Source organism: Flagellimonas hadalis (genome assembly GCF_007785775.2).
GTDB lineage: Bacteria > Bacteroidota > Bacteroidia > Flavobacteriales > Flavobacteriaceae > Flagellimonas > Flagellimonas hadalis.
Window position 1 is genome coordinate 119,072 of the sequence record NZ_VNIK02000007.1, and the last position, 26,368, is coordinate 145,439.

A 26,368-nucleotide genomic window follows, 5' to 3' on the forward strand; every position below is an offset into this window, starting at 1 on the left:
CATCGCCTTACGCCCGGGGTTGGGCAGGGAAACACGTTCCGCCGGGATTGCTACCTTTCCTCACTCCACAACGCATCCACTTCCTCTTCATTAAAGGCACCAATCCCTTGTTTTTCGCACTCCGATACAATCAATTCATTGACCGAAGGACGGAGTACGGATGTTTTTATGGAGGGAAATTCTTTAAGGACAAGGCGTAGGTAATGCCTAAATTCTTCCTTGACAAGTTGTTTGCCGAGCGCATCGGCAATCATGGCTTTTACTTTTTCGATCAAGTGTTCCACTTCTGCGAATTCGTCATCGGTATCTTCATCTGTAGTTACCGAAATATCTTCTGAAGTTTCATTTTGCAAGGGTTCATTTTGCGGATAACCAGATGGCTTTAAGGTACGTTTTCGTTTTCCTGTCAACAGGGCTATGAGGTCACTAGAAAAATACCGTACCCCAACAAATAGATAATAAATAGCTAGTAGTATGGAGACCGCCAACAGGTAGTCTGTCCATGAAATCTGGGTAAACATACGCCTCTCATTTTATCGTTTCACAATTCAACTCGGCATTTCAATGTCGGGTCGTTTACATTAATCTCGATAGCAAAGAAACGAATGCAGGCAGGGTGCTACAAGTCCAACTTTTGGCTGTAACCTTTTTGTAACCATTGGAACCTTAGTGGAATAGATGTCTTTCGTGAAGAGATTATTCAAAAAAAAAGAGAACATTCTTAAAAAGTTCTCTTTTGTAACTATGATATGGAAAAATGATTTTTATGGCTTTATCAATTTCCATTTGCCATCTGTGAAACGTAGTGTAGCGGAGCGATCAATCGGTTTGGAAAAATCACGTTTCATCAAGACAGAAAATGGGGTGATATTGGTACAGGTTACTGTATAAGTCACCGGGATAGATGTTTTTCCATTGGATTTAGACCTATTTCCGAGTTTGATGTTATCTATGGTTTCTTCTGCAATCTTTACTTTTTGAATGTCGAGCTTCCTTTCCTTTGCTGTAGGTTTAATCAGATACGGTTGGGCTGCTTCGGTAAAAGAGATTAACGGTGAACCGATATCTTTTAATTTTTGTGTTTTCTGAATGGTAACCATTCCTTTCTCATCAAGCTTTAAATCCAGCAACTTTTTAGCATGAGCAGGATCACTACAAAAGATTTCATAATCAATAGTACGTGGAAAGTTTAGATCATCATTGATTCTTTTTAAGACAGTCTCCTTATCAGGTTTTTGATTTGTTTGACATCCAATCACAGGGATGATAATGAATATGAGAAATAGTTTTTTCATAGTATAGTGGTTTTAATATTCTTTGATTTTTTTAATAATTCGTTCCAGGGTTTCAATGGCTATTTGTTTGTCTCGTTCTTCTGCTACATACGATTTGCTACGCATGCCATCGTAGGACAGGTCTTCTTTATAAGGGGTTGATAAATGGGGGACTATAGTTTTAAATACCTGGCTCATTGACTTTGCAACCAATATTCGTAGCTCATCGGAAGCACGAAGGATAAGCCCTATCTGGTCAGTAGAAAGCATACAAAGTACTTTCTGCTTCTCCTTTGCGGTTGATTGCTTTTCTACTGGGTTTTCCTTTTTACTTTGCAGCGGGACAACTGATAGATGTAATTTCTTTTCTAGGTAAAGAATCTCTTGTGTAAACCAATTTCCCAAAATTGTTTCCAGATCATGATAGTTAGGGTTCAGTACTAAACCTGGCTTGCGATGTAATTGGTTGAAAGCTTTGTAATAGTATAGCAATCTATCCATTTTCTCAATAGAATTATCACAGCTATTAATACATTGAGAAATACGTTCAGTAAGTAAATTAATGTAGCCTTTACTGTTGAAATTTAAAAAGATTAGTAGCTCATCAATAGGAGAAAAAGCTTTATTATTTACTGAATTCCAATCTATTTCTTCCAACCCCCGTACCAGATCTTTTTTGTAAAAAATATCTCTAAAAGCTATTTTATATCTCAAGTTGGTGTCTGTAAAACGATATAATCTCTTTAATACAATATCCATAACAGGATTTGTAATTCTTTTATGTTTTGATTTTAATCTATCCAATTTCTTCCTGAGCTCTTTACGTGTTACCGAAAGATAGGTTTCTGGGACCTCTTCTTCAGGGCTTAGATAATTGGCAAAGTGGGTTTCTATGAAAGAAAGAAGTTCGTCAATATTTACAAGTAAGCTCTTATAGGTATTCTTTAAAATTAATTTCCTTGGGATTGCCGCTTTTTGATTTTCTAGAGTTTGATTTAATAATATGATAAAGGAAGAGTGGTATTGTTTGATAAGCAGTTTTATTTCATTTTCCTTGTTTGTGGAAAAGACCTGGCTTTTTATGAGTAGTTGTAAACGAAGATTTTCTTCAGAAATTCGAAGGATAATATTATTTAACTGCACATCGGTAATTGCCCCTATATCTGTTTTGGAGGGGTTGAGCGTGACTGTAATAAGTAGATCGAGCCATTCAAGTGGATATGATTTGTTTGCATTTTTCAAGATAATTCATTTGCGGACTCTATTCTTACAGTTAATTATATATTCTTCCTTTTTATAATATTCAGGTTGTTTTATAGGATTATAAATTGATTCTATCCATAGGATTGCCAGGAAATGATATCACTAAAAAACGTAGGTATTCTGAGTGTCTATTACAAATTTTATGAGATTGTTTTTTTTCAATTTTAATCCCTTCATTTTGTTTTACAACAATTTCTTTTTTGTTGAGTAGAAATGTTGCAACGCCTTCAAGAATATAAAAGAATTGCGCAGTTTCATTATGATAATGTGTTTGTTCTTCCGTATTTAGTGGCATTTTTTCTTCTTTGATGATGACTTGGTCTGATTGTATTAATGTCCAGGCATCACAATGATTTCCCCATCTGTAGTGAGGGGTATTCTCTGTATTTGTAGTCATAATTTTTTGAGGTTATAAGTCATCTGTATAATGTCTTTTGCTTTTCTCCTGTGAAAATTTTCGATTGTTGTAATTTCCTGATTTATTTCTGGCTATGGATAATGTATTCCACGCTTCGTTTTTCAGCATTTTGGCAATGAAAACCATCTGACCAATATGATATGGGTAGTGAGCTAATTGTCTATTAATGGCCTCTACTACGGTATGGCCATCATTTCGTATATAAATAATTTTTTCCAAGTCTTTTTCTGATAATTGTTCAAGCGTAGTTAAGAGACATTCCCATCCTTTATTCCAATAGTTCATCATTTCTGTTTTGTTCAAAAATGAATTCGTAAATTCAGAATCCCTATTACGCCAGTCCTTTTCTCCGTCTGTGGTTAGAAAATCGGTAAATCTTGATAACATATTTCCAGCAATATGATTTGTTAGAATGGCTATGCTATTGCTTTCTTCATTGTATTGCCAAAACAATTGTTCTTCAGTTAGTTGTTCCATCGCTTTTTCTCCTAACATTTTATAATAGAGAAACTGTTTTTTAATACTTTCCAAGTAACTATTCATCTCTTTTGGTTTTGATTATATTTTTTAATTCTTTAACGGAGCAAATACCTACACCTATCCCTTTCAATTCATCGATACCTTTAGGGTAAATTCTGGAAATAGCCTCAGGAACAATACTAATATGGTAATCTCTTTCACTAGCTTCATATATGGTAGTTCTGGGGCAATTGGGGAAATTGCAGCCTGCAATCAACAACGAATTGATTTGATGACTGGTAAGCCAATCATCTAATTGTGTGCTATAGAAAGCTCCCCAGCGAGGTTTATAGACTATAAAATCATAAGGGGCTATTGGTATAATCTGACCGTTTAGCAGCGATATATCTGAATAATTTTCTGCATTTTCGGGTAATAATTCCGTAATTATCTTAGCTCCATTACTACCCGGGGAAACGATTTTTTTACCATCTTGAAACAAGCTCTTTCTGCATAGCTCAGCATTACTGCCATCCTCTTTATAAAGTCTAATGACGTGGATGACCGGAAGTTGGCAGTTACGAAATACAGATGCCAGTTTGGCAATATTTTCCGTAACGTCTTCGGTTCCCTGTATATATGATGCACCATCTTTTTTTGCAAAATCCTTTTGCATGTCAATGATGATCAAGGCACTCCTATTCCAATTCATTTTTGTGTATTCCATTTTCTTACTGGATTTTATAATGTGCTCTTACTTTACTTACTTTTCCTTCATTATTCAATTCCATATATTCTGCCGAAAAGGAGTTATTTACACTTCGGTAAAACAAAACGATTGAGTGAGATCCTTTGAGTTCGTGATATAATTCAAAGTGCAGGTCGGGGTATTTTTTCAGGGCTTTTGAAAAATAATCCTTTAAATCACTTTTATTGGAAATTTTACCTTCTGCGTTTATTCCCATTTGCTGGATAATAGGAGATACAAAATCAATTTTTTCGCTGTAATGCTCCATTATTTTATTCAAATCGTGACTGTTCCACGCCATGAGCCACTCCTGTGCAAAATCTGTATTCATATCCGTTTATTTTAATCGACTGTTTTGAATAATTTCTTCTGAACTCAATCCAAACATTGGCGGTGTCTTTACATCCAACAGGTTCAGATAAATATAAAGCTGTGCTCTGTGATGAATTTCGTGTTCGGTCATTGCACGAAGCCACTTCCATACCGTAATAGGTGTATTGGCGGGTGTCAGGCATTTTCGTTGCAAGTCATCATTGCTAAGCTTTTTTAAAATGGCGAATGTTTCCTCGTGTTTCTCATTAAAATACCCGATTATCTCATTGTATCCATCTGCTAATTCTTTACCACAACCGCTATAGCTACATGGCTTTCCTAAAATGGTTTCGGCAAACATATATCTTTCTATTGCTGCAATATGACGTATTTGGTCGGCTATGGTAAACTTTCCGGGTCTATACGCCCAATCCATGTATTCTGGTTGAATAACAGCTATCAATCGGTTCGTCCGTTCCCTGATTTTTCCATAATAGTCCAGAAAGGTGTTGATATTGGTTATTTCCATAATTAGTTCAGTCTATTTGTTTGTCAGGAGCTTTTTTGGATAACTGCATTAAGGTTACTAATGAAGTTGCCGCTAGTGTTTCCTCGCCTTTATTCGTAATACTAAATACATCTGAACGCACCACAGTAAGCACTTTTCCGTTTTTTACCACCTGCGCTTTAGCCACCAATTGTTCTCCAAAAGCGGGATTTAGATAATTTACTTTTAATTCAACCGTAGTAAAGTAACTGTCTTTCGGTTTTGCCGAAGCTCCTGCATAACCAGAGGAAACATCTACTAAAGTAGCAATGGTACTGCCGTTGAACATTCCTGCGGGGCGAGCCATAAATTCTTGTTTAGCAACGGTAATTTCAAAATAGCCCTCGCCAATTCCGGTTATTTCTGCTCCAAATAATTCCATCATTTTGGAACGGTTAAAACTTTCCTGTAATTGCTTTTTTCGTTCGTTACTGATTGTTTTCATAGAACCAATTATTTAAAAATTCATTCATAAGTGTGTTGCACGTACTTGTGTTTTGTACCCCTGTATGGATTTCTGCTTCAGATTGTACATAAGGAAGCGGTTCTATGTCTTCTTTTCCATTTTCAAGCATTTGCAATAAGCTGGTTTGTGTTACTTCCAAATGAAATTGAAGTCCTATTACATTTTTATTGTAGTAAAAAGCCTGATGCGCATTGGCTTCTGAATACAATAGGTCTAAACTTCCGTTATCAGGAATATCGAACCGGTCTGCGTGCCAGTGAAAGACGATGGGTTTATTGCTGAACAGCTTATAAAACCAAGGTAGCTTTTTACTTTCTTCGGTAGGGAAAACCGGAAACCAACCTATCTCTTTATAAGTGGCAGGAGATACTTTTGCACCTAAACAATCCGCAATGAGTTGTGCACCCAAACAAATTCCCAATACTTTTTTGCCTGCGGCTATACAGGATTTGATAAACAATTTTTCTGCCTTTAACCATTGATATACCGATTCTTCGTAAATACCCATTGGGCCTCCCAGTACAATCAAGGCATCTATCTCTGAAATATCAGGTAGTAGAAACCCGGGATCATAAAATTTTGTGGAGGATATTTTGTGTTCTTTGTCATCCAACCAGATTTTAATAGCTCCTAAACCTTCAAAGGGTACGTGTTGTAAATAATGGACATTCATAGGTATGCTTTATTTTCATTCCAATAATAACTGTCAGGGTACATACGCTGCCCGAAGACTGCTGTGCCCACCCTGATTATTGTAGCCCCTTCTTTTATGGCTGTTTCTAAATCTCCACTCATTCCCATTGACAATTCCTTCATTACGACGTTGGGGATATTTAAAGCAATAATTTCCTGTTGTATGTTTTTCAGTAAGCGAAAACATGCACGGACTTTCTCCGTTTCGGCACTAAATAATCCTATGGTCATCAATCCTTTTATTTTTAGTCTATCGAATTTTGCTACTTGTTGCACCAAGTCAATAGCTTTGCTGGGATGTACACCGAATTTACTTTCTTCATTAGAAGTGTTTACTTGTATAAAAACCTCTATTTGCTTGTTCTCAAATTCCAATCGCTGTTGTAATTTCTCTGCTAAGTCCAACCGGTCAAGGGATTGAATGCAAGAGACCTCATATTTTAAAATTTCTTTGATCTTATTGGTCTGTAAATGCCCGATAAAATGACTGATGTGCGGGGTGCCTTTTAAGGCATCGTATTTAGCTTTTAATTCCTGCACCTTATTTTCGGCAATCAATGTTTGTCCTGAATTTAAGGCTGCTTTAATACGCTCTGCCGAAACGGTTTTGGTGGCTAATAGTAGTTTTACCTCACTACAATCACGATTGCTTTCGGTACAGGCGTTTTGTATTCGCTGTTGAATAGTTTGCAGATTATGTATTATATCACTGTTCATATTGCATTGCTTTTTCCTGTTGCTCTAACTCATCCAGCAACATAGATTTTATAAGTGTGTAGGTATAATCTTTAGCTTCAGCAAATGATAGATTGTAATCCCTTTTAATAGTTTGTATATTTTCCGGAAATACAGCCAGCAATTTATTGTAATAGCTGTCCAATAATTCCTTGTTAGGTAAGCTGTATTCAATCCTAATCTGAAATCTCCTTATCAGTGCTGTGTCAATCATTTTCTTATGATTCGTGGCGCAAATCAACAAGGCATTTTCAGGGAAATAATCCATTAATTGGATAATGGTATTTACTAATCTCCTCATTTCCCCTACATCCTTCTCATCGTTTCCCCTTGCTTTGCCTACTTGGTCAAATTCATCTAAAAACAACACCGACTTTTCTCTGCCTGCTTTATCAAAAATCTGTTTGAGGTTTTTTGATGTTTCCCCTATTCGAGAACAGACAATATTGCTCAAATTGAGTATAAGGATGTTTTTACCCAAACTACTTGCAATAGCTTTTGCAGTCATTGTTTTACCACATCCTGAACTGCCGTGAAGCAAAATTTTATTATTAACAGGCAGTCCGTATTTTGATAGTTCGTTAATGTGTTTGTGTTCCCTAATGAGTTGCTTTATTTGATCTTGATTTTCACAGTCAAGTAAGACCTCATCAAGGAGAACCTTTTCTTTATCATTTATAAGCAGGTCATATACATTCATAAATTTATTGCTATTCTAAATATTCATTTTTCGAAAATGAATATTGATTGTCTTTTCTAAAGTTTTAATCCCTCATTGAGGGTCTCTCTTTTTCGAGGCTTGCCCCAAAATTTTAAAAAGGCGTTTCGATTCATAAATTGTGGAATCGCCCCAAGGTTATTGATTTGAGGTCGGAAATGGATTTGAACCATTGTAAAGGATATTGCGTATCCTTGCCTAACCACTCAGCCATCCGACCTTTTATGTTATATCAACAGCTATTTGCTGTATAAATTATTTCTTCTTATCTCCATAAGTCTTTCCGGGTGTTCAGGAGATTGGAAACCGAATTTGCTATATAGTGCGTGTGCATCGAGTGTAGCCAATAATATCCTTCTCATTCCTTTTACGTCATCCAAACCCATTATATATTCCATCAGTTTTTTGGAGAGTCCTTCTCCTCGGTGCTGTTCCAGAATATACACATCTGCCAAATAGGCAAATGTGGTATAATCCGTAATCAGTCTGGCAAAGCCTATTTGTTTGTCGGCTAGAAATACCCCGACACAAAAAGAGTGCTGCAAAGCTTTTTCAACCAGTTCCTTCGAAATTCCTTTAGCCCAATAGCTCTCCATGCATAGAAATTGGTGAATGGCCTGGATATTCATATTGCCATACCCTGTTTTTATGCTGTAGTTTTTCTTTAATTCCATCCCATTTTTTCTTTTGTATTTACAATGTGCGCCAAATGATGTTTGCAGTGCCAACTGTATTTGTCCATTGCCTGAGCTATAGTCTGGTTTTTTTGGAGTTCAGGATGAAAAAAGGATTTTTGCCAATCCTTTTCTTTCAGATTTTCCAAAAGAGCAACCCAGCGCTCATGAATCCCTTCGAGAATTTTTAGAGAAGGTGTAATGTCTGTTAGTTTGGCGTCAAACAGGTCTGCCCAGGGCTTTTCTGCAAAAGGTTTAATACTTGGATTTTCTTCGGTCAACGCAAATTTGATACGTGCAAAACAATTTATATTACTGTCTGCCAGATGATGAATAACCTGCCTGACTGTCCAACCATTTTCCCGGTACGGGGTGTCCAATTGAAGCTGCGTGAGCGACTGTACTTCTTCTTTGATACGGAAAGGCAATGATGCAATAGTAGCAATCCATTGTTGTTGCATCTGCTGATGCAATTCCAGGTTTTCTATATATCGGCCTATTGGATATTGATCTTTTTCATTCATAGGATGCTTATTTTAGATAAAGTGATTCCATGAGTGGGTGTCTTTTGCTCTTCCTTTTCGGATGTTCTCCAAAGCTGTTTTCAGTTGAAACATTATAGCACCATCTTCTATGTAAGGGGAATAGTCTTTGCCTTGTATCTGAATGCTATATACTGGAGAAATAACTGCTGCGGTACCCACACCAAAAAGTTCCACTCGATTTCCGGCATTAAACGCATCTTCCAGCTCTTGATAGCTAATAGCCCGTTCTTCCACATTCATTCCTTTATCCCTGGCAATCTGGATAATGGAATTTCGGGTCACCCCATCCAGGATAGAAGTGCTCAAACGTGGAGTGATGAGTGTATCCTTGAGCATTACCATCATATTCATAGTTCCGGCTTCTTCCAAAAACTGATGTGTTTTGGCATCTGTCCAGATAATTTGATCGAACCCCTGTTCTTTTGCCTGTTGTGTAGGGTAAAAGGCGGCTCCGTAGTTTCCGCCACATTTTACGTAGCCCACACCGCCTTCTGCTGCCCTAACGTATTCGGTTTCAACTTTTACCCTTACCGGTTTGGGATAGTACAGCCCCATTGGGGTACAGGTAATACAAAACGTATAGTTGTCAGCCACTTTAACCCCCAAACGTGGCTCCGTAGCAAAAACAAACGGGCGGATATATAGACTTACTTCTTTATCCTGTGGAATCCAATGCTGTTCAAGCCTTACTAATTCTTCCAAAGCATTGATGAAAAGCTCTTTTTCTATGGGCGGCATGCACATACGCTCCAAAGAACGATTGAAACGTTGGTGATGCTTTTCGGGGCGAAAAATATGTACTTTACCGTTATCTTGACGAAAAGCTTTCATTCCTTCAAAAACGGTTTGCCCATAGTGAAGACAAAGCGCAAAAGGACTTAATGAAAAATGTTGTGTGGGTACAATTCTATGAGACCTCCAGTTTCCATGATCATATTCGCTCAGGAATAGGTGATCGGTAGGCTGTGTCCCAAAATTAAAATCATCATAATTGAATGCTGATTGTTTACTCTGATCATTTTTGTGAATGTCTATTGCCATTGTTTCCATAGCTTACTATTTTATGTTTAATTCCATTTTAGTGTCTGCTCTTTTATAAATGCCCTGTTCTATGGGTATTTGTTGAAACCCAAATTTTTTATAAATGCTTAAAGCAGGTTTTAAAGCAGATTGAGTATAGAGCACTAATTTTTTTACTTCTAGTTCTTTTGCTTTTTCCAGGGCTGATTTACATAGTTTTGTACCTGCCCCAAGTCCGTGAAAAGCCTCGTCCACAGCCATTTTGGTAAGTTCCATAGTAGCATTGTCTATTTTTTTCAGTGCCACTGCACCTATTACCGTTTGATTATGAAGCGCAAATAAAATTTCTCCCCCATCTTTTAAAATAGCTTCTTCAGGATGAGTTAGGACATAGTTGTCAATAGCTTCCAATACAAAATGTTTTTCAATCCAAGCTTTGTTGAATTTTTCAAAGTAAGGTTGCCATTCAGGACGGTATGGTGCTATGTGTATGTTTGTCATAATTTTATTTCAAATAAGCTGACTTCAATATTGTTGTAATGGGCAGGAAGATTACTTTTAGGGGGCAATTGTTTTTTCCCGATTAACCGGAACCCTAAGTTTTGGTAATAGGTTATCAATTTCTTATTACTGGCCCAGGTATCAATTCTTATAAATTTCTTTTTGCTTTTAAAGGCTTCAATCATAGCCCATTCTACAACTCGTTTCGCTATATTTTTCCCTCTGTAATTGTTGAGAATTGCCATTCGATGTAGATAGATGGCTTCCTTTCCTTTATCATCATTCCAAATGATGGGGTCGACATTCATTACGGAAAAAACGCCTGCAATTTCATCTTCGTCAGTCACTACCTTAAAATGTCTTTTCTCTTCAATCTCTTGTTTTATGAAAGATGGGCTGAATGGATACCAACTGTAACCGGTTTGTTGATGTTGATATGCAATTGCTTCTGTGTATATTTTTTCAACACTGGAAATATCTGTTATGATGGTTTGTTCTATTCTCATTGTATTGCCATTTTTCGATATCCTCTGTTGATACAATACACACCGGAAAGTGTAGCGGTTAAAGCTAATAGCGTTATATCCGTAAGGGGTTCATTCAGGAAAAAATACCCTAGCATAATGGCTATAAAAGGATTGATGTATGCGTATAAAGAGGAGACACCAATGGGTAAATGTTTCAGGGCATATACAAAACTGGAGTAAGCGATAATAGAGCCAAATACGATAAGGTATGCCAATGCCCATATACTTTTGCCTGAAATTACTTTTAGCTCTGTGTAGTCGTCTAAAAAGAGGCTAAAAAGCGCTAATGTAATCCCTCCCATGAGCAGTTGTAAGGCTGCATTTTGGAAAACATTTTTATGATTTAAAATTTTGAACTTACTGAAGACACTTCCCGAAGCCCATGCCAGGCAGGCTCCAAATGCAATAAGCATTCCTAGAAAATATTCCGGATTGGCAATATCTTTTAGATTATCCCTGAAAATGAGTATGATTCCCAAACAACCCAATATCAATCCAAATAAGATCAAAATGTGCGGTCTTCTTCTATCAAAACCAAACAGATAGCTGATTACTACCACAAATACAGGAATAAGTGATAATATCAATGCGGCCAGTCCACTGGTAATGTAACGTTCGCACCAACCAATTACGCCATTGCCTAAAGTGACCATTAAAATACCGGTAATGGATTGATTAAGTAAATCCGATCTTCTAAGCTGAAGTTTTCCAATGATTTTTAATGCGACCAGCATGATGCCTCCTGCCATGATTTGCCGAATAGCAGAAAATAGAAAGGGAGGAAAAGTGGCTACGCCTATTCGGATTGCAAAGTAGGTAGAGCCCCATACTAAGCATACGATAATAAGAGATAAATATGCTAATAGATTTTTATTCATAGCAAGTAGGTAATTTTTATAACAAAATAAAGCAGAAAAAATGAATGGTTACAGATACAATTTTATTAATTTTGACGGATACAGATTTTATAATGAAGACTACACTATATCAAAAAATTGCCGAAACATTATCAGATCAGATTCAAAGCGGCACTATAAAGACCGGGGAAAAAATGCCTTCTCTTAGAGATCTAAAGAGAGAATATGGGGTTAGTATGAACACGGTTATTCAGGCCTACCTGGAACTGGAATCACAAGGGTTAATTATCTCCAGACCTAAATCAGGGTATTTTGTTAATTACAAACCCAATCGATTATCTGTACCCTCAACCAGTAATCCGGAAGGAATTGAGGAGCCGGAATGTGTGGAAAGCCTAATCGCTAAAGTATATACCTCATTAAATGATACCAGGATTACCCGATTCTCTTTGGGAGTACCGGAGAATGAATTGTTGCCTATAGCAAAATTGAACAAGGAACTGGTGAATGCCACGCGAAACCTTAAAGGAGGTGGAACTGAGTATGAAAATATACAGGGAAACCAAAAACTACGCAGGGATATTGCCAGGTTCACCTATACTTGGAATGGTAATTTACAGGAGGAAGACATTATTACTACCGCAGGAGCAATGAATGCCCTTTCATTTGCATTGATGGCACTTACCAAAAAGGGAGATACCATTGCAGTAGAAAGCCCTGTTTATTTCGGAATATTACAATTAGCAAAAAGCCTGGGACTGCACGTTATTGAACTTCCAACAAATCCTATTACCGGGGTGGAACTGGAAGCTTTAAAAAAAGTAATTCCTAAAATTAAAACCTGTATTCTGATTTCTAATTTTAACAATCCATTGGGGAGTTGTATGCCTGAAACACATAAAAAGGAAGTGGTTTCTATGCTAGCCAAGTATGGAATTCCTTTGATAGAAGATGATCTGTATGGAGATGTATATTTTGGAAGCAACCGCCCTAAGCCCTGTAAGGCGTTTGACAAAGAAGGATTGGTTTTATGGATAGGATCGGTTTCTAAAACTCTTGCTCCAGGCTATCGGGTAGGTTGGATAGCCCCCGGAAAATTCAAAGAAAAAATCATTCATCAGAAATTAATCCATACCGTTTCTTCTACAACCATAACACAAGAAGCAATTGCCAACTTTTTGGAGAAAGGACGTTATGAGAATTATTTGAGAAAGTTGCGAAAAACATTACATTCCAATAGTTTGCACTATGCCAGGGCAATAGCAGAATATTTTCCGGAGAAAACCAAAATCAGCAACCCTCAGGGAGGATTCATGTTGTGGGTAGAATTGGAAGAAAAAATAAATACTGTAGAACTATACGAAAAGGCTATCCGCCAAAATATAAGCATTGCCCCGGGCAGGATGTCTACCTTACAAAATCAATTTAACAATTGTATGCGTCTAAGCTATGGACAACGTTGGTCAGAACATATAGAAGATAAACTAAAACAATTAGGAAGAATTGCTAAAAGAATGTCGTAATTGTTAAATAATCTGTTCTATGATTTACTAGGTATAGATAGCTATTTGTAAGGACATCTTTTTATATAAAGTTTGAACTCAAAAAGCTATCTTTGTAAAAAATATTCTTGAAGCGTTTTGCTTTGAGTCCGGCACTGAAACTTAGGAAATTTCGATAACAGCAGGACAACAAGTGAAGAACGCTCATGCTATTGCGTGGGCGCACTTATTGTTGTTGGGTTTCCTAAGACCTCAGTGCTGTAAGTTGCTGCCTGCGCTATTTTAAATCAGGCGGTATTAATCCATAAAAATATTGATATGAAAGCAGCCGCCCAGCATTTTCCCGGATTTCAATATTCAGCTTCAGAACTCCTCAAATACATTACCGTAGCTAACGATTTTACCTTAATGCTATCCTCAGGAGAATTTATTAAATTTACTCCTATTAACGATTCATTATTTGAAGATTGGCTCATAGCAAATAAGGTTCAAAATATCAGAAAAGAAGAAGGCTGGATAACCGAATAACCAGCCTGAATACTTTACTTCCCTTTTCCTAACTCATTCAACTTTTCTTTGAGTTCAATAAGTCCGGCTTTTTCGAGATATTGACCGGCAATACTTTTCAATTCTACCAGGTTTTCTTCGGGCACATTAGATAGAAGTCCATCATTTTTCTCATCATCTTTCACGACTAATCCACGCTCAATTACATGGTTTAGTAATAGCACATTTTTACGTGAGATCCTCAAATCAATCTTCACTGTGTCATTCATGCCAGGGATACTTAAGATCGTATCATAAACTTTGGCTACATCATTTGTTGTCAACATAATCACACGTTTTAAATCATTCAACATTAATAACAAAAGTATTAAGAGTAAAAGAAATCATCCTCATCAAAATATGAAGGAGATAATTATTAGAACTATGAAAAACAAATCAAGCGCTATTATTATTACAGGAGGTCCCGGAATGGGAAAGACATCCGTGTTAGAACAACTTTCAGTTATGGGATATCATTCCGTTGAAGAAACCGGTAGAAGCATTATCCAAAAAGAACTGAAAACAGATGGAAATCGTTTACCTTGGCTTGATAAAGAAGGGTTTGCAATGGCTATGTTTAAGCAATCCCTTAAAGATTTTCAAAATGTATCGGAGAAGAGTGGATTAACATTTTTTGACCGTGGTATTCCCGATGTTATCGGATACCTAAAATTGTGCAATATTTCCATTCCTGAAACAATGTGGCAGGCAGCGAAAGAAAAGCGATACTATCCTAAGGTTTTTATTACCCCACCTTGGAAATCAATTTATGTTAATGATGCCGAGAGAAAACAGACTTTTGAAGAAGCGGTTGCCACGTATCATATAATGAAGGAAACCTATTCTTTCTTGGGATATGAATTGGTTGAATTGCCTAAAACTACAGTTTTAAAAAGAGCAAAATTCATTCTTAATTATCTTTTAATCTATTGATTACCATCCCATTCAAAATATAGAGAGGATAGGTAGAAGCCATACCACTTGTTTAACTTTACGTCAGTAAACTGAATAGTGAAGGTGAAAATGTGTGGTTATGGATTTCAGGAAACAAAAACTTTCCATTGCGGAAGCAAAAGAAATGGACATGGTTCAGTACTTGTCCTCATTAGGTCATGAACCTTCGAAAATCAGGAACAATGACTACTGGTATCATTCTCCGTTAAGGGAAGAAAATACAGCCTCATTTAAGGTAAATCGAAAGCTGAACCGATGGTATGATCATGGACTTGGTAAGGGAGGTAATATTATCGATTTCGGAATTGAATATCATGGTTGCTCGGTTGGAGAATTTCTAAAAAAATTGGATGGTGGTTTTTCTTTTCAGAAGACCATAAAAAATATTCCCAAAATAGAAAATGCATCGGAGCATCCACTTAAAATTTTTAAAGAGGTTGAGCTTAGTTCATACACATTGACCAGCTACTTGGAACAGCGAAAAATTCCTGTTGAAATTGCAACCCAATATTGTAGGGAAGTACATTATGAACTGAATGCTAAAAGCTATTATGGAATTGGTTTTAAAAATGATTCCGGTGGATTTGAAATACGCAATCCTTATTTCAAAGCAAGCAGTTCTCCAAAGGATATTACCACAGTAAAAAATGCCTCAGATGAGGTGGCTGTATTCGAAGGATTTATGGATTTTCTTTCGTTCAAAAGTATCAGAGCAAATGAGGTAAATAATTCTTCTGATTTTGTTATTTTAAATTCCCTTTCCCTGTTTGAAAAAGCACGTCCGTTTCTGGAATCGCACAAATCAATACGGCTATACCTAGACAATGATGGTGCCGGGAAAAAAGTTGTCAGGGAAGCATTGTCTAATAGCAAGAAATATAACGATCATAGCAAGCTTTACCAAAACCACAAAGACCTTAATGACTGGCTTGTGTATATTGGAAAGCAGCAGAAGAAACGCTTAGGGAATAAACTGTAAAAGTGTTTCTAAGCATTTTAGAAAACTTCACTATTTAGAAAATCGCCAGAATCCCTGAAAGTACATAATAAGCCTCTGGGAGACTTTGGCAAAACGACGAGTTTGCAACGTTCCTGCAAACGGCAAGATGAACGGTTGTTAAACAACCGACATCTTGCTGCCTATCACTCGGAACTCGTGGGCAGGGCGTATAGAATGAATTTTTGAGTTTGATAACAGGATAAAGGAGAATGAGATGGAAGGAAAAAAATCAAACAGGACACGCATTATCGGGTTGCGTTTAACACCCGATGAGTATGCGAAAATCGAAAAGAAATGGCAAAACAGTACCTGCCGAAAGCTAAGTGAATATGTTCGTCACAGCCTTTTTGAAAAGCCCATTGTAACGATGTATCGCAACCAATCTGCTGATGATTTTATGGCAGAAATGGCTCAGCTTAGAAATGAACTTAACCACGTGGGCAACAACTTTAATCAGGCGGTAAAAAAACTCCATACGCTTCAAAAAAGTACAGAATTTAAAAGCTGGCTGATTGCCTATGAAGTGGAAAAACGAACCCTGTTCAATAAGGTGGATGAGATCAAAAATCACATCCAAAAAATGGCAGAAAAATGGTTGCAGTAATCAAAACAGGGCACTCCATTCACCGCATTTTAAACTACAATGAGAACAAAGTAAAGCAGGGAGTTGCGGAATGTATCGGGGCAGGAAATTATCCGGTTGATCCGGATAAAATGAGTTTTACCATGAAGCTGAACCGCTTCTTAAAACAGATGGAATTAAATGAAAAAACAAAACGGAACAGTGTCCATATTTCACTCAATTTTGATGTTTCAGAGAGCCATTTATCAAAGCAAAAACTGCTTGAAATAGCCGATAGTTATCTGGATAAAATCGGTTTTGGAGAACAACCTTATTTGGTCTATCAACACCACGATGCAGGGCATCCGCATATCCATTTGGTAACTACCAATATTGAAGCCGACGGCAAACGAATTGACTTGCACCATTTGGGCATTCGTAAGTCTGAACCCGCCCGGAAAGCACTGGAAAAAGAGTTTGGTTTGGTACAGGCCGAAGCTCAAAAAAAAGACAAAAATTATCAGTTAAAACCCACAGCTGTCGGCAAGGCAATGTATGGTAAATCACAAACTAAAATGGCTATCCAGAACATTCTGGAAAATGTGTTGAATCCATACAAATATACCAGTCTTCCGGAACTGAATGCAGTACTTAATCAATACAATGTAAAAGCTGAACGGGGAACAGAAAATTCAAAGGTGTATCAGACTGGCGGATTGCTATACCGGGTACTGGATACTGATGGTAATCCGGTAGGCGTCCCTATCAAAGCCAGCTTGTTTTATAATAAACCTACCCTGAAATTTCTAGAGCAGAAATTCAAAGAAAATGTAGCAAAAAGAGCACCTTTTAAAAGACGGATAAAAAATGCTGTGGATAAGGAGTTGCTGTCAAAAAAGAAATCCATCCCGGAACTAATAAAAGCATTAGAAAAACAAGGGGTTCATATCGTACTCAGGGAAAATGCTAATGGAATTTTATACGGAATCACCTATGTGGATCACCAAACCAAATGTGTTTTTAACGGGAGCGCTTTAGGCAAAGCCTATAGTGCCAAAGCTATTCAGGAAAGGTGTTTACTGGAAAGGGTTTCAGGACAGTATTTGCTAAGGCATCCCGACCCGAAACAAACTATTGGATTACAGCCACAGACTACCGCTGCGGCAGAAACCAAAGAAGCTGATAAAGAGATTCAATCTACTACTGTGCCAACAGGAAAGAAAAATGTATTGGAGGTTTTGACTCAAGCAGAAAACACCTCAGATTATTTACCTAATCAGCTTAAAAAGAAACGCAAAAAGAAGAAAAAAAGAAATCTGAATAATAACCAGTAAAAAATTTAAGCTATGGCAATGCACACCGGAGAAAATGAACAGGCACTGAGAAAGATACTGGATATGACCAGGCTTATCAGTATTACCATATTAATCATCCATTTCTATTATTACTGCTACAGTGCTTTTGAACTATGGGGATGGCAAAGCACATTTAGCGACCGTATTCTAAGTAATATTTATAAGACGGGATTGTTTAGCAATTTTCACAAATCGAAATTAATTGCGCTTGGTTTTTTAGGTATATCCCTTTTAGGAGCTAAAGGGAAAAAGAACGAAAAACTTAATTACAAAACAGCTTTTGCATACCTGATTACCGGACTGCTTATTTATTTTATCAGCTATCTGTGTATGAAGTTAAATACACCTGTAATTACGACTGCTATTCTGTATATGGCACTAACAGGAATAGGCTTTCTTCTGGTGTTGACGGGAGGCACTTTACTTTCCCGAATTATCAGGGATAAAATCAATAGCAAGGATATTTTTAATAAGGAAAATGAAACCTTTCCACAGGAAGAACGATTGCTGGAAAATGAATATTCCATTAATCTTCCTGCCCAATACCAATTAAAAGATAAGCAGCGGAAAAGTTGGGTCAATATCATTAATCCATTTCGGGCGATTATGGTATTGGGAACACCTGGTTCCGGTAAATCCTACTTTGTGATACGTCATGTGATTACCCAACATATCCGCAAAGGGTTTACCATGTTTGTGTACGACTTTAAGTTTGATGATCTTTCCAAAATAGCCTATAACACCTGGCTGAAAAACCAACATCGATATACCAAGCCCCCGGCATTTTATGTGATTAATTTCGATGATCTTACCTGTAGCCATCGGTGCAATCCTTTAGAGCCTTCAGCAATGACCGATATTACCGATGCAGCAGAAAGTGCCCGTACTATTTTAATGGGGTTGAACAGGGAATGGATCAAACGTCAGGGAGACTTCTTTGTGGAATCCCCAATCAACTTTCTAACCGCAATTATCTGGTATCTAAAAAAATACAAGGATGGGGAATTCTGCACCTTACCACATGTGATAGAATTAATGCAGGTAGATTATGATAGCCTGTTTACATTATTACGAACCGAAAAAGAAATCGAAGTACTGATAAATCCTTTTGTTAATGCATACCTTAATGATGTTATGGAACAATTGGAAGGTCAGATCGCTTCCGCAAAAGTGGCAATGGCAAGGCTTTCATCCCCACAATTATACTATGTATTGTCAGGAAATGATTTCAATCTGGATATTAATAATCCGGACGATCCAAAGATTGTATGTATGGGAAATAATCCGCAAAAAATACAGATCTACGGAGCAGTATTATCACTCTATGTGAACCGGCTAATCAAGCTAGTGAACAAAAAAGGAAAGCTAAAGAGCAGTCTCATATTTGATGAGTTCCCGACTATCTATCTGAACAATATGGACAGCCTGATTGCCACTGCACGGAGCAATAAGGTTTCTACTTGTCTGGGGATTCAGGATTTTAGTCAGCTCCGCAAAGATTACGGACGTGAGCAAGCAGATGTAATTATGAATATTACAGGGAATATTGTTAGCGGTCAGGTTACGGGCGATACCGCTAAACAACTCTCCGAACGCTTTGGGAAAATCATGCAGGATAGGGAAAGTTATTCTATTAACAGCGGGGACACTTCCATCAGCCGATCCAAACAATTGGAAGCAGCCATACCACCTTCCAAAATATCAGGGTTAAGCTCCGGTGAATTTGTGGGCATGGTGGCTGATAATCCAGATTGTAAGATTGACCTAAAAGCTTTCCATTGTGAGATTATTAATGACCATGACAGCCTTAAGCGTGAGGAACAAAATTATAAGGACATTGAAATCATCCGAAAGTTGGATTCAGGTATGGTACAGCGTAACTACTTCCAAATCAAACAGGATATTCAGGATATTATCCAATCAGAAATGGAGCGGTTGCTGAATGATCCGGGATTGAGCCATTTGGTGGTAAAGAAATAATAGCATATTCGTTTTTTTTCCTTGGATAAGAATGACTTTTTTTGTTGTTTTCAAAATTTGAAAAACTCTACAAAATAATTTTATAGAATATTCTGTGTTTTTTATAAATTTGTAGTGAATTTGAAATAAGCTACAAATTAAATGAAGGTTAAATTAGGAGATATTGCTCAATTACAATTTGGTTTATACGTAAAGCCTAAAAGTATTGGAGATGCGGTGTATTTGCAAGCTAAGCATTTTGATGATTGGGGGAATCAAACGGATGAGGTTGACACTTTCGTTCAGATAGATCAAAAAAAGAAAGCTCACCTTCTTGAAGATGGAGATATTTTATTGGTTGGAAAAGGAATGAGGAACTTTGCTTGGACTTATTATAAAGAATTTGGTCCAGCAATAGCGTCTTCAATTTTTTTTGTTATCAAACCTGACCCATTAAAAGTAATGCCCGAATTTTTAACTACCCTATTTAATATGCCACAAACGCAGGCTTATTTCCAGACTCTTGGTGCAGGGAGTTCTATCCCTTCCATTCGTAAATCTGAATTGGAGGCTTTTGCAGTAAAGCTTCCTCCTTTGGAATTACAACAAAAAGCAATAGCTATTAAGTCCTTGCATTATAGAGATATGGAAATATCAAAACAGATTATTTTAGAAAAACAAAAAGTATATCAAGCTATCATTAAAAATATAATTTATAAAAAAGCATGAGTAAAAAACCAATTACACAAAACGAGATTAACAATATTGTTTGGAAGGCATGTGACACCTTTAGAGGGGTTATTGATCCATCACAGTACAAGGATTATATCCTTACTATGCTTTTTGTGAAATATGTATCAGATGTATGGAAAGACAAAAAGAATTTCTATGCAGAAAAGTATAGCGGTGATGAAATCAGAGTGCAAAGAGCTTTGAGGAATGAGCGTTTCCAATTGCCCGATACTTGTAGTTTCGACTATTTGTTTGAAAACAGAAATGCGGCAAATATTGGAGAGTTGATTAACACTGCACTGGAAAGTATGGAGGACGCCAACCGAAGTAAACTGGAGCGTGTATTCCGAAATATTGACTTCAATTCAGAAGCAAATCTAGGTCAGACTAAAGATAGAAACAGAAGACTTAAAAATCTATTGGTTGACTTTTCTGCGTTAGATTTACAGCCTTCCCATTTAGAGGATAATGACGTTATTGGTGATGCTTATGAATATCTAATTGAAAAATTTGCCAGTGATGCCGGAAAGAAAGCGGGGGAATTTTATACGCCTGCGCAAGTTTCAAAACTTTTAGCCAAACTACTCAATCCTCAGCCTGGTGATCGCATCATTGATCCTACGTGTGGTTCTGGCTCATTGTTGATTAAACTTGCTAAAGAGGTAGGGAATAAAAATTATTCACTTTATGGTCAGGAAATCAATGGAAGTACTTGGGCTCTTGCTCGTATGAACATGTTTTTGCATGAGATAGATGATGCTACTATTGAATGGGGTGACACCTTAAACAATCCTAAGTTGTTGGAAGAAGATAGCCTGCTTAAAGGAAATATAGTAGGAGCAAATCCTCCATTTTCATTAGATAAGTGGGGGGCTGACAACGCTATTTCTGATCAGTTTAACAGATTCCATAGGGGAACTCCTCCAAAGAGTAAGGGAGATTATGCTTTTGTATCTCACATGATAGAGTCTACGTATCATGACACAGGTCGCGTTGGTGTTATTCTACCACATGGGGTACTTTTCAGAGGAAGTAGTGAAGGTAAAATAAGAAAGCAGTTAATTGAAGAAAACTTGTTAGAAGCTGTGATTGGATTGCCAGCTAATTTGTTTTACGGAACAGGTATTCCTGCAACTATTCTCATTTTTAATAGAGCAAAAGGGAAAAATAAAGATATTCTCTTTGTTGATGCTAGTGAAGGATATGAATCCAGCACCAATCAAAATCGTCTTCGTGATATTGATATAGACAAGATTGTCAATACATACAAAGCATTTCAAAAAGCCATTCCTTTGACTTCTAAAGAAGGTAAGGTATTAGAAGAAAAGTATGCTTATAGAGCATCTATTCAAGAGGTTGCCGAAAACGAGTACAATCTCAATATTCCCCGCTATGTGGATACATTCGAAGAAGAAGAAGAAATTGACATCCCAGCAACTCAAAATAATATCAAAGAATTAAAGAAGGAGCTTGCAACGGTAGAACAACAAATCAATAATTACCTAGTAGAATTAGGGTTTAATGAATAAGACAGTCGAAATAACATATAAAACCAAACACACAAAAGTTGGAGATATCCCAAAGGATTGGAGCTTGGATAAACTTAGAAAAAATGCAATTGTTCTCTTTAGTAATGTTGATAAGCATATTAAGGAAAATGAAATACCTGTTTCATTATGCAACTATCAAGATGTTTATTATCATGATTATATAACCTCTAGCATTCCATTTTCTGCAGGTTCAGTAAAAGAATCCGAGTTTTACAAATTCCAACTACACAAAGGAGACGTAATAATAACAAAAGACTCTGAAGATAGAAACGATATTGCTGTGCCAGCTTATGTCATTGAAGAAATCCCCAATTTAATTTGTGGTTACCATCTTGCAATTCTGAGACCTAATGAAGCTCATTTAGATGGTGTGTTTTTATCTTTTCTGTTGCAGTCCCACAACATTAATCATTATTTTAAAAAATTAGCAAATGGGGTTACACGATTTGGCTTAACAACTGACTCAATAAAAAATGCCTTAATTCCTATTCCTCCATTACCAGAACAACAAAAAATAGCTGAGATACTTAGTACCTGGGATTTAGCTATTTCTACTACGCACAATCTAATAGAAGAGATTAAATTTCGAAATAAAGGGCTTGCTCAGCAATTGCTGACTGGGAAGAAACGATTGAAAGGGTTTGATGGAGAGTTGAGAAAAAAACCTTTAAGTTATTTTGTGGACTATACTCCAAGACCTGTTGATAAACCATTGGAAAGCTACCTTTCCTTAGGTGTGAGAAGTCACGGAAAAGGTATCTTTCATAAACCTGATTTTGATCCAGATTCCATTGCAATGAAGACATTGTACAGTGTAAAAGAGAACGACCTTGTCGTTAATATAACTTTCGCTTGGGAACAGGCCGTCGCCATTGCAAGCAAAGAAGATGAGGGAGGACTTGTTTCCCATAGATTTCCGACTTATGTCTTCAAAGCTGAAAAGGCGACTCCCAAGTATTTCAAGTTCCTAATACTTCAACCCTATTTCAAATACTTACTTGATCTAATTTCTCCCGGTGGTGCGGGTCGTAACAGGGTGTTGAGTAAAAAGGAGTTTATGAAGCTGGAAATCAAATGTCCCGAATTGGAAGAGCAAGTAGCTATTGCCTGCGTACTTTCAGAAGCTGACAAAGAGCTAAAGCTATATCGACAAAAATTAAATACCCTGAAAGAGCAAAAGAAAGGTTTGATGCAAAAGCTATTGACGGGTGAGATTAGAGTAAACATAAAATAAAAATGATATGCAGTTAAATTACTTCCCCATACGGTTTGATTTTTCAGATTACCAGATAATAACGAAGACATATTCTGATGAACGATTGCAAGAATTGAGGCAAAACTATAATAGTTCTTACTCATTTTTTAGGGATAGTAATTTGATTGTTATTTCTAATAAAGATGATGAGAAAGGCCTGCTTAGCGGTAAGGTAGAAAAGCGATCGGTATTTGGTGATGCCAAGGTAACCGCATCATTGGTAAAGCACATTTTTTTTAGAACGTTTAAAGATAGGTTTCAAGGCTTTATACCGGTTGATTTTTATCCTTTTAGATTTTATTCACGCCAAGATAAAGATGATTTAATTTTAAATTTTCTGCCAGAAAGATTAAAACATAAAATTGCGTTTAAGAAACTTATCGAGATACAACTCCGAGAAACAAACATTAATGACTCTAAAGGTTTTGCTTTTTTAGTTAACATTCGTAGAAACTGGGTATTTAATATTTCATGTTTGGAACTATCTCAGGAAGGCTTTGATTTGATTGATTTTGAAGTATTACATACTGAAACGCTTCCGGGATTAGATGATATACTTGCTCCAAACGAAGATTTTGTAGGTGTAATAAAATCGATCAGTGCCAATATAGCGACAGTTTCCACAAATGATGGTGACGAGAGTTATCCACTGAACGAACTCTTTATTCGTAAAACGAGGAGAAATATTCAAGCTTATTTAAACTTTGCTATTAATGAGCAAAAATGTGATCAAATATTAGAGGCTGTAAAACAAGAACGTATTAAAAAGCAAAATCCTGTTAGCCAGCTTGCTGAAATAAATAAGATTGCAAAGCACCTTTTTTCGGATGGTGATAATCCAATTTTGTTTCAAAACCGAGATGGATTTTGTTTTAAAGTAGATACATCGCCATTGCAAGTTCAAAATAGCATGAATTTGCAAACACCAACATTTATCTATGATCATGCTGGCACAAAAAAGAATAATATAAATGCCGATATGGGACTGTCAAATTATGGACCTTATGACAGCATTAGTTTTGATATAAAAAATCCAAGAATAATAAGTATTTGTCATAGAGCCAAGAGAGGTGATTTCACAAGATTCTTGTCTCATTTAAAGGATGGTATAGCAAACTCCCAATACTTCCAAAAAGGATTACTTAAAAAATATGAGCTTCAAGATATTAATTTTGATATACAGGAAATTTCTGATTATGGCTTAAAGGACTATTTAAGTATAATAAGTAATTATGATAATGAGAAGCCACATCTTGCTATAATCGAGATACCTGATAGATTTAAGGCTCTTTCAGACAGAGACAATCCATATTATAAGATTAAGGCGAAACTACTTTCTTTAGAAATACCGGTACAGTTTGTAAGATCATCTACCATATCTAACTATACGGAATATATATTAAACCCACTAGCTCTTCAGATTTATGCAAAGCTAGGAGGAACACCGTGGGTATTGCCCGCCCAAAGGTCGGTGGACAGAGAAATCGTAATAGGGATAGGACATAGTTGGCTGAGAAGTACAATATACAAGGGAGCTGAAAGTAGTCGTGTAGTGGGAATTACCACCTTTATGTCGAGTGACGGACAATATCTTTTAGGAGACAAGGTAAAAGATGTTCCGTACGAAAGTTATTTCGAAGAATTACTCAAAAGTCTTAAAAGTTCAATTGGCCGTCTTTCAGATGAATATGCATGGCAAGAAGGAGATACTGTAAGGTTGATTTTTCACATATTTAAACCGATTAAAAATGTAGAGTTTGGAGTTATTAGCCAGCTAGTTAAAGAGATTGGACAGTTTAATATCAAGTTTGCTTTCGTAACAATAAGCAAAAGCCATCCAAGTATTTTATTCGATACTAGTCAACAAGGAGAGTCAAAATATGGATCGCGTCAAATTATAGGGAAGTATATTCCACGGCGAGGAAGTAATGTCTTTATAGATGATGAAACCTGTTTAGTACAGATGCTGGGAGCAAGGGAACTAAAAACGGCTAAGCATGGTATGAGCACCCCTATTCAAATTAAAATAAGAAAGCCTCAAGGAAATTATGATGATCCCGAATTAAAAGACTTGATGTTTTATGATTTGAATTATATCACCCAGCAGATTTATTCATTCACCTATTTATCCTGGAGAGGTTTTTTACCGAGAGAAGAACCTGCGACTATGCTGTATTCTAATCTTATTTCAAGACTACTTGGAAAAATGAGACATATACCTGAATGGGATGCTGATAAATTGAACTATACCTTAAAGCGAAAAAAATGGTTTTTATAGAAGAAAAGCATAGTTATTTGAGCAGTCTAGCCAATCAACCTAAGCAAGCTGCTTTGGTTGCCTTGGTTACCGATGAGGTATTTCAATTACCTCAAGGTAGTTTTTCAGAACCTGATACAATTTATTACTCGTCTATTCAGGCTATTAAAAAGAATTCAAAAGAAAGTTTTGAGTCTCAATATGCCAAAATATCAAAACGTAAAGTTTCTGAGAACTCTGTTGCTCCTTTTATACATGACGATTTCCTGATTTTTACATTGGTTATAGGGGTGCTGAAATTTGAATGTGATAAAGAATGGCTTTTGGGTGTCATCCGAAACCGAGCTAGAGGTAAAGTTACTACTAGCTTTGAAAATTTATTGATTGGTAATTATCTAAGCAAAGCCAACAATCAGTCTATGGTTTTGGTGTTTCTCTTTTTACTGGATAAATCAAAAATAACCAATGACCAATTGAATGAAGCGTATAATACAATGAGCAACACCAAAGAATCATTTAACAGCGACTTCATACGTATCGTGTATTACCGTGCATTTGATATTATTATCCAGTTTAAGCTGCCAAGAGATGCCGATGAAGTATCTCGTTTATTAGAATTTGAGAGTCGTTTTAAAAAGCGAATCAATATTTTTTCAATTGTAGTATACAACCTTTTTATTATTGGGATTCTTTGTGGAGCATATAAAGTCTTTCAATTGCTACCTGAAGACAAAAAGCTATTTGTGAATGACTTGAATCTAATCTTAGGATTAGGTGCAGTTATAGGTTTGTCAGGAAACTTTATACCTAAACTAAAAACCAGGTTTCAAGAAATGATATTAAGAGCCTTTGGCTATGAAAATGTAAAGTAATTATGGCAATATTCTTATATGAGATAAAATTCACTACTATATTTCAAATGCTGAGATTGAATAAAAG

General features: G+C 36.5%; 31 protein-coding genes. 12 read left to right on the top strand and 19 right to left on the bottom strand.

Annotated features, from left to right (window positions below; translation table 11 throughout):
• Positions 1-50 precede the first annotated feature (50 nt).
• From FOT42_RS11635 to FOT42_RS11720, 18 genes are all read right to left on the bottom strand, one after another.
• Complete coding sequence (locus FOT42_RS11635; RefSeq protein ID WP_151890747.1) at positions 51-521, bottom strand: hypothetical protein; 471 nt, start codon at positions 519-521, stop codon at positions 51-53.
• A 243-nt stretch (positions 522-764) separates the two neighbouring features.
• On the bottom strand, positions 765-1,295 hold the full coding sequence (locus FOT42_RS11640) for a hypothetical protein (protein WP_151890748.1): 531 nt from the start codon (positions 1,293-1,295) through the stop codon (positions 765-767).
• A gap of 12 nt (positions 1,296-1,307) precedes the next feature.
• Positions 1,308-2,516 carry a hypothetical protein gene (locus FOT42_RS11645; protein WP_151890749.1) on the bottom strand — a complete coding sequence of 403 codons (1,209 nt, stop codon included), beginning with the start codon at positions 2,514-2,516 and terminating at the stop codon, positions 1,308-1,310.
• 79 nt (positions 2,517-2,595) lie between these two features.
• The gene (locus tag FOT42_RS11650; protein WP_151890750.1) at positions 2,596-2,934 is read right to left on the bottom strand and encodes a cupin domain-containing protein; all 339 of its coding nucleotides are present in this window, start codon (positions 2,932-2,934) and stop codon (positions 2,596-2,598) included.
• 12 nt (positions 2,935-2,946) lie between these two features.
• Positions 2,947-3,498: a DUF1572 family protein gene (locus FOT42_RS11655; RefSeq protein WP_151890751.1), complete on the bottom strand. Its 552-nt coding sequence runs from the start codon at positions 3,496-3,498 to the stop codon at positions 2,947-2,949.
• Positions 3,491-4,141 carry a cysteine hydrolase family protein gene (locus tag FOT42_RS11660; RefSeq protein ID WP_151890752.1) on the bottom strand — a complete coding sequence of 217 codons (651 nt, stop codon included), beginning with the start codon at positions 4,139-4,141 and terminating at the stop codon, positions 3,491-3,493. Before FOT42_RS11660 ends, FOT42_RS11655 begins: the two co-directional genes overlap by 8 nt.
• Positions 4,142-4,145: 4 nt before the next feature.
• The gene (locus tag FOT42_RS11665) at positions 4,146-4,493 is read right to left on the bottom strand and encodes a nuclear transport factor 2 family protein (RefSeq protein WP_151890753.1); all 348 of its coding nucleotides are present in this window, start codon (positions 4,491-4,493) and stop codon (positions 4,146-4,148) included.
• Between the two features lie 6 nt (positions 4,494-4,499).
• Positions 4,500-5,003, bottom strand: coding sequence for a DinB family protein (locus FOT42_RS11670; RefSeq protein WP_151890754.1), 504 nt, complete (start codon positions 5,001-5,003; stop codon positions 4,500-4,502).
• A gap of 7 nt (positions 5,004-5,010) precedes the next feature.
• Positions 5,011-5,466 carry a PaaI family thioesterase gene (locus FOT42_RS11675; protein ID WP_151890755.1) on the bottom strand — a complete coding sequence of 152 codons (456 nt, stop codon included), beginning with the start codon at positions 5,464-5,466 and terminating at the stop codon, positions 5,011-5,013.
• Positions 5,450-6,160, bottom strand: a complete 711-nt coding sequence (locus tag FOT42_RS11680; protein WP_151890756.1) for a type 1 glutamine amidotransferase — start codon at positions 6,158-6,160, stop codon at positions 5,450-5,452. The genes FOT42_RS11675 and FOT42_RS11680 overlap by 17 nt, the downstream gene beginning before the upstream one ends.
• On the bottom strand, positions 6,157-6,897 hold the full coding sequence (locus FOT42_RS11685) for a YggS family pyridoxal phosphate-dependent enzyme (RefSeq protein WP_151890757.1): 741 nt from the start codon (positions 6,895-6,897) through the stop codon (positions 6,157-6,159). The genes FOT42_RS11680 and FOT42_RS11685 overlap by 4 nt, the downstream gene beginning before the upstream one ends.
• Positions 6,887-7,615, bottom strand: coding sequence for an AAA family ATPase (locus tag FOT42_RS11690; RefSeq protein WP_151890758.1), 729 nt, complete (start codon positions 7,613-7,615; stop codon positions 6,887-6,889). The genes FOT42_RS11685 and FOT42_RS11690 overlap by 11 nt, the downstream gene beginning before the upstream one ends.
• Positions 7,616-7,872: 257 nt before the next feature.
• Positions 7,873-8,307 carry a GNAT family N-acetyltransferase gene (locus FOT42_RS11695; protein ID WP_151890759.1) on the bottom strand — a complete coding sequence of 145 codons (435 nt, stop codon included), beginning with the start codon at positions 8,305-8,307 and terminating at the stop codon, positions 7,873-7,875.
• The gene (locus tag FOT42_RS11700; RefSeq protein ID WP_151890760.1) at positions 8,298-8,831 is read right to left on the bottom strand and encodes a YfiT family bacillithiol transferase; all 534 of its coding nucleotides are present in this window, start codon (positions 8,829-8,831) and stop codon (positions 8,298-8,300) included. The genes FOT42_RS11695 and FOT42_RS11700 overlap by 10 nt, the downstream gene beginning before the upstream one ends.
• Before the next feature lie 12 nt (positions 8,832-8,843).
• Entirely contained in the window at positions 8,844-9,902 is a 1,059-nt protein-coding gene (locus tag FOT42_RS11705) for a branched-chain amino acid aminotransferase (RefSeq protein ID WP_226789870.1), read from the bottom strand.
• 6 nt (positions 9,903-9,908) lie between these two features.
• Positions 9,909-10,373: a GNAT family N-acetyltransferase gene (locus FOT42_RS11710; protein WP_119648687.1), complete on the bottom strand. Its 465-nt coding sequence runs from the start codon at positions 10,371-10,373 to the stop codon at positions 9,909-9,911.
• Positions 10,370-10,879: a GNAT family N-acetyltransferase gene (locus FOT42_RS11715; RefSeq protein WP_052123350.1), complete on the bottom strand. Its 510-nt coding sequence runs from the start codon at positions 10,877-10,879 to the stop codon at positions 10,370-10,372. Before FOT42_RS11715 ends, FOT42_RS11710 begins: the two co-directional genes overlap by 4 nt.
• Positions 10,876-11,778, bottom strand: coding sequence for an EamA family transporter (locus tag FOT42_RS11720; protein WP_151890761.1), 903 nt, complete (start codon positions 11,776-11,778; stop codon positions 10,876-10,878). Before FOT42_RS11720 ends, FOT42_RS11715 begins: the two co-directional genes overlap by 4 nt.
• A 44-nt stretch (positions 11,779-11,822) precedes the next feature.
• On the opposite strand from FOT42_RS11720, the gene FOT42_RS11725 reads away from it, so the two are divergent.
• Together FOT42_RS11725 and FOT42_RS11730 are read left to right on the top strand one after the other, a co-directional pair.
• A complete protein-coding gene (locus FOT42_RS11725) occupies positions 11,823-13,280 on the top strand; it encodes an aminotransferase-like domain-containing protein (protein WP_226789871.1) in 1,458 nt (485 codons plus the stop codon).
• 297 nt (positions 13,281-13,577) lie between these two features.
• The gene (locus FOT42_RS11730; RefSeq protein ID WP_035133562.1) at positions 13,578-13,787 is read left to right on the top strand and encodes a hypothetical protein; all 210 of its coding nucleotides are present in this window, start codon (positions 13,578-13,580) and stop codon (positions 13,785-13,787) included.
• A gap of 14 nt (positions 13,788-13,801) precedes the next feature.
• Here the strand turns inward: FOT42_RS11730 and FOT42_RS11735 are convergent, their stop codons facing one another.
• On the bottom strand, positions 13,802-14,092 hold the full coding sequence (locus FOT42_RS11735) for a hypothetical protein (RefSeq protein ID WP_072319141.1): 291 nt from the start codon (positions 14,090-14,092) through the stop codon (positions 13,802-13,804).
• Between the two features lie 73 nt (positions 14,093-14,165).
• Here FOT42_RS11735 and FOT42_RS11740 point away from each other — a divergent pair, with 73 nt between their 5' ends.
• The 10 genes from FOT42_RS11740 to FOT42_RS11785 all read left to right on the top strand — a co-directional run bounded on the left by FOT42_RS11740 (position 14,166) and on the right by FOT42_RS11785 (position 26,301).
• Positions 14,166-14,738, top strand: a complete 573-nt coding sequence (locus FOT42_RS11740) for an AAA family ATPase (protein WP_226789872.1) — start codon at positions 14,166-14,168, stop codon at positions 14,736-14,738.
• A gap of 100 nt (positions 14,739-14,838) precedes the next feature.
• A complete protein-coding gene (locus tag FOT42_RS11745) occupies positions 14,839-15,738 on the top strand; it encodes a toprim domain-containing protein (protein WP_151890763.1) in 900 nt (299 codons plus the stop codon).
• Between the two features lie 235 nt (positions 15,739-15,973).
• Positions 15,974-16,363 (top strand): plasmid mobilization protein, encoded by a 390-nt coding sequence (locus FOT42_RS11750; protein WP_151890764.1) that lies wholly within the window; start codon positions 15,974-15,976, stop codon positions 16,361-16,363.
• Positions 16,351-17,655 (top strand): relaxase/mobilization nuclease domain-containing protein, encoded by a 1,305-nt coding sequence (locus FOT42_RS11755; RefSeq protein WP_151890765.1) that lies wholly within the window; start codon positions 16,351-16,353, stop codon positions 17,653-17,655. The genes FOT42_RS11750 and FOT42_RS11755 overlap by 13 nt, the downstream gene beginning before the upstream one ends.
• A gap of 18 nt (positions 17,656-17,673) precedes the next feature.
• Positions 17,674-19,656, top strand: a complete 1,983-nt coding sequence (mobC, locus tag FOT42_RS11760) for a conjugal transfer protein MobC (RefSeq protein ID WP_151890813.1) — start codon at positions 17,674-17,676, stop codon at positions 19,654-19,656.
• Positions 19,657-19,797: 141 nt separating this feature from the next.
• The gene (locus FOT42_RS11765; protein ID WP_151890766.1) at positions 19,798-20,364 is read left to right on the top strand and encodes a restriction endonuclease subunit S; all 567 of its coding nucleotides are present in this window, start codon (positions 19,798-19,800) and stop codon (positions 20,362-20,364) included.
• Complete coding sequence (locus tag FOT42_RS11770) at positions 20,361-21,896, top strand: type I restriction-modification system subunit M (protein ID WP_151890767.1); 1,536 nt, start codon at positions 20,361-20,363, stop codon at positions 21,894-21,896. Before FOT42_RS11765 ends, FOT42_RS11770 begins: the two co-directional genes overlap by 4 nt.
• Positions 21,889-23,151, top strand: a complete 1,263-nt coding sequence (locus tag FOT42_RS11775; protein ID WP_151890768.1) for a restriction endonuclease subunit S — start codon at positions 21,889-21,891, stop codon at positions 23,149-23,151. The genes FOT42_RS11770 and FOT42_RS11775 overlap by 8 nt, the downstream gene beginning before the upstream one ends.
• A gap of 7 nt (positions 23,152-23,158) precedes the next feature.
• Positions 23,159-25,450: a Piwi domain-containing protein gene (locus FOT42_RS11780; RefSeq protein WP_151890769.1), complete on the top strand. Its 2,292-nt coding sequence runs from the start codon at positions 23,159-23,161 to the stop codon at positions 25,448-25,450.
• The gene (locus tag FOT42_RS11785) at positions 25,438-26,301 is read left to right on the top strand and encodes a hypothetical protein (protein WP_072319132.1); all 864 of its coding nucleotides are present in this window, start codon (positions 25,438-25,440) and stop codon (positions 26,299-26,301) included. The genes FOT42_RS11780 and FOT42_RS11785 overlap by 13 nt, the downstream gene beginning before the upstream one ends.
• The last annotated feature ends 67 nt before the right edge of the window (positions 26,302-26,368 follow it).

Bases quoted from the DNA above. Each gene is read 5' to 3' on its own strand.
- FOT42_RS11635 (WP_151890747.1), bottom strand. From the start codon at position 521: ATGTTTACCCAGATTTCATGGACAGACTACCTGTTGGCGGTCTCCATA.
- FOT42_RS11640 (WP_151890748.1), bottom strand. From the start codon at position 1,295: ATGAAAAAACTATTTCTCATATTCATTATCATCCCTGTGATTGGATGT.
- FOT42_RS11650 (WP_151890750.1), bottom strand. From the start codon at position 2,934: ATGACTACAAATACAGAGAATACCCCTCACTACAGATGGGGAAATCAT.
- FOT42_RS11655 (WP_151890751.1), bottom strand. From the start codon at position 3,498: ATGAATAGTTACTTGGAAAGTATTAAAAAACAGTTTCTCTATTATAAA.
- FOT42_RS11660 (WP_151890752.1), bottom strand. From the start codon at position 4,141: ATGGAATACACAAAAATGAATTGGAATAGGAGTGCCTTGATCATCATT.
- FOT42_RS11665 (WP_151890753.1), bottom strand. From the start codon at position 4,493: ATGAATACAGATTTTGCACAGGAGTGGCTCATGGCGTGGAACAGTCAC.
- FOT42_RS11670 (WP_151890754.1), bottom strand. From the start codon at position 5,003: ATGGAAATAACCAATATCAACACCTTTCTGGACTATTATGGAAAAATC.
- FOT42_RS11675 (WP_151890755.1), bottom strand. From the start codon at position 5,466: ATGAAAACAATCAGTAACGAACGAAAAAAGCAATTACAGGAAAGTTTT.
- FOT42_RS11680 (WP_151890756.1), bottom strand. From the start codon at position 6,160: ATGAATGTCCATTATTTACAACACGTACCCTTTGAAGGTTTAGGAGCT.
- FOT42_RS11685 (WP_151890757.1), bottom strand. From the start codon at position 6,897: ATGAACAGTGATATAATACATAATCTGCAAACTATTCAACAGCGAATA.
- FOT42_RS11690 (WP_151890758.1), bottom strand. From the start codon at position 7,615: ATGAATGTATATGACCTGCTTATAAATGATAAAGAAAAGGTTCTCCTT.
- FOT42_RS11695 (WP_151890759.1), bottom strand. From the start codon at position 8,307: ATGGAATTAAAGAAAAACTACAGCATAAAAACAGGGTATGGCAATATG.
- FOT42_RS11700 (WP_151890760.1), bottom strand. From the start codon at position 8,831: ATGAATGAAAAAGATCAATATCCAATAGGCCGATATATAGAAAACCTG.
- FOT42_RS11705 (WP_226789870.1), bottom strand. From the start codon at position 9,902: ATGGAAACAATGGCAATAGACATTCACAAAAATGATCAGAGTAAACAA.
- FOT42_RS11710 (WP_119648687.1), bottom strand. From the start codon at position 10,373: ATGACAAACATACACATAGCACCATACCGTCCTGAATGGCAACCTTAC.
- FOT42_RS11715 (WP_052123350.1), bottom strand. From the start codon at position 10,879: ATGAGAATAGAACAAACCATCATAACAGATATTTCCAGTGTTGAAAAA.
- FOT42_RS11720 (WP_151890761.1), bottom strand. From the start codon at position 11,778: ATGAATAAAAATCTATTAGCATATTTATCTCTTATTATCGTATGCTTA.
- FOT42_RS11725 (WP_226789871.1), top strand. From the start codon at position 11,823: ATGGTTACAGATACAATTTTATTAATTTTGACGGATACAGATTTTATA.
- FOT42_RS11730 (WP_035133562.1), top strand. From the start codon at position 13,578: ATGAAAGCAGCCGCCCAGCATTTTCCCGGATTTCAATATTCAGCTTCA.
- FOT42_RS11735 (WP_072319141.1), bottom strand. From the start codon at position 14,092: ATGTTGACAACAAATGATGTAGCCAAAGTTTATGATACGATCTTAAGT.
- FOT42_RS11740 (WP_226789872.1), top strand. From the start codon at position 14,166: ATGAAGGAGATAATTATTAGAACTATGAAAAACAAATCAAGCGCTATT.
- FOT42_RS11745 (WP_151890763.1), top strand. From the start codon at position 14,839: ATGGATTTCAGGAAACAAAAACTTTCCATTGCGGAAGCAAAAGAAATG.
- FOT42_RS11750 (WP_151890764.1), top strand. From the start codon at position 15,974: ATGGAAGGAAAAAAATCAAACAGGACACGCATTATCGGGTTGCGTTTA.
- FOT42_RS11755 (WP_151890765.1), top strand. From the start codon at position 16,351: ATGGTTGCAGTAATCAAAACAGGGCACTCCATTCACCGCATTTTAAAC.
- mobC (WP_151890813.1), top strand. From the start codon at position 17,674: ATGCACACCGGAGAAAATGAACAGGCACTGAGAAAGATACTGGATATG.
- FOT42_RS11765 (WP_151890766.1), top strand. From the start codon at position 19,798: ATGAAGGTTAAATTAGGAGATATTGCTCAATTACAATTTGGTTTATAC.
- FOT42_RS11770 (WP_151890767.1), top strand. From the start codon at position 20,361: ATGAGTAAAAAACCAATTACACAAAACGAGATTAACAATATTGTTTGG.
- FOT42_RS11775 (WP_151890768.1), top strand. From the start codon at position 21,889: ATGAATAAGACAGTCGAAATAACATATAAAACCAAACACACAAAAGTT.
- FOT42_RS11780 (WP_151890769.1), top strand. From the start codon at position 23,159: ATGCAGTTAAATTACTTCCCCATACGGTTTGATTTTTCAGATTACCAG.
- FOT42_RS11785 (WP_072319132.1), top strand. From the start codon at position 25,438: ATGGTTTTTATAGAAGAAAAGCATAGTTATTTGAGCAGTCTAGCCAAT.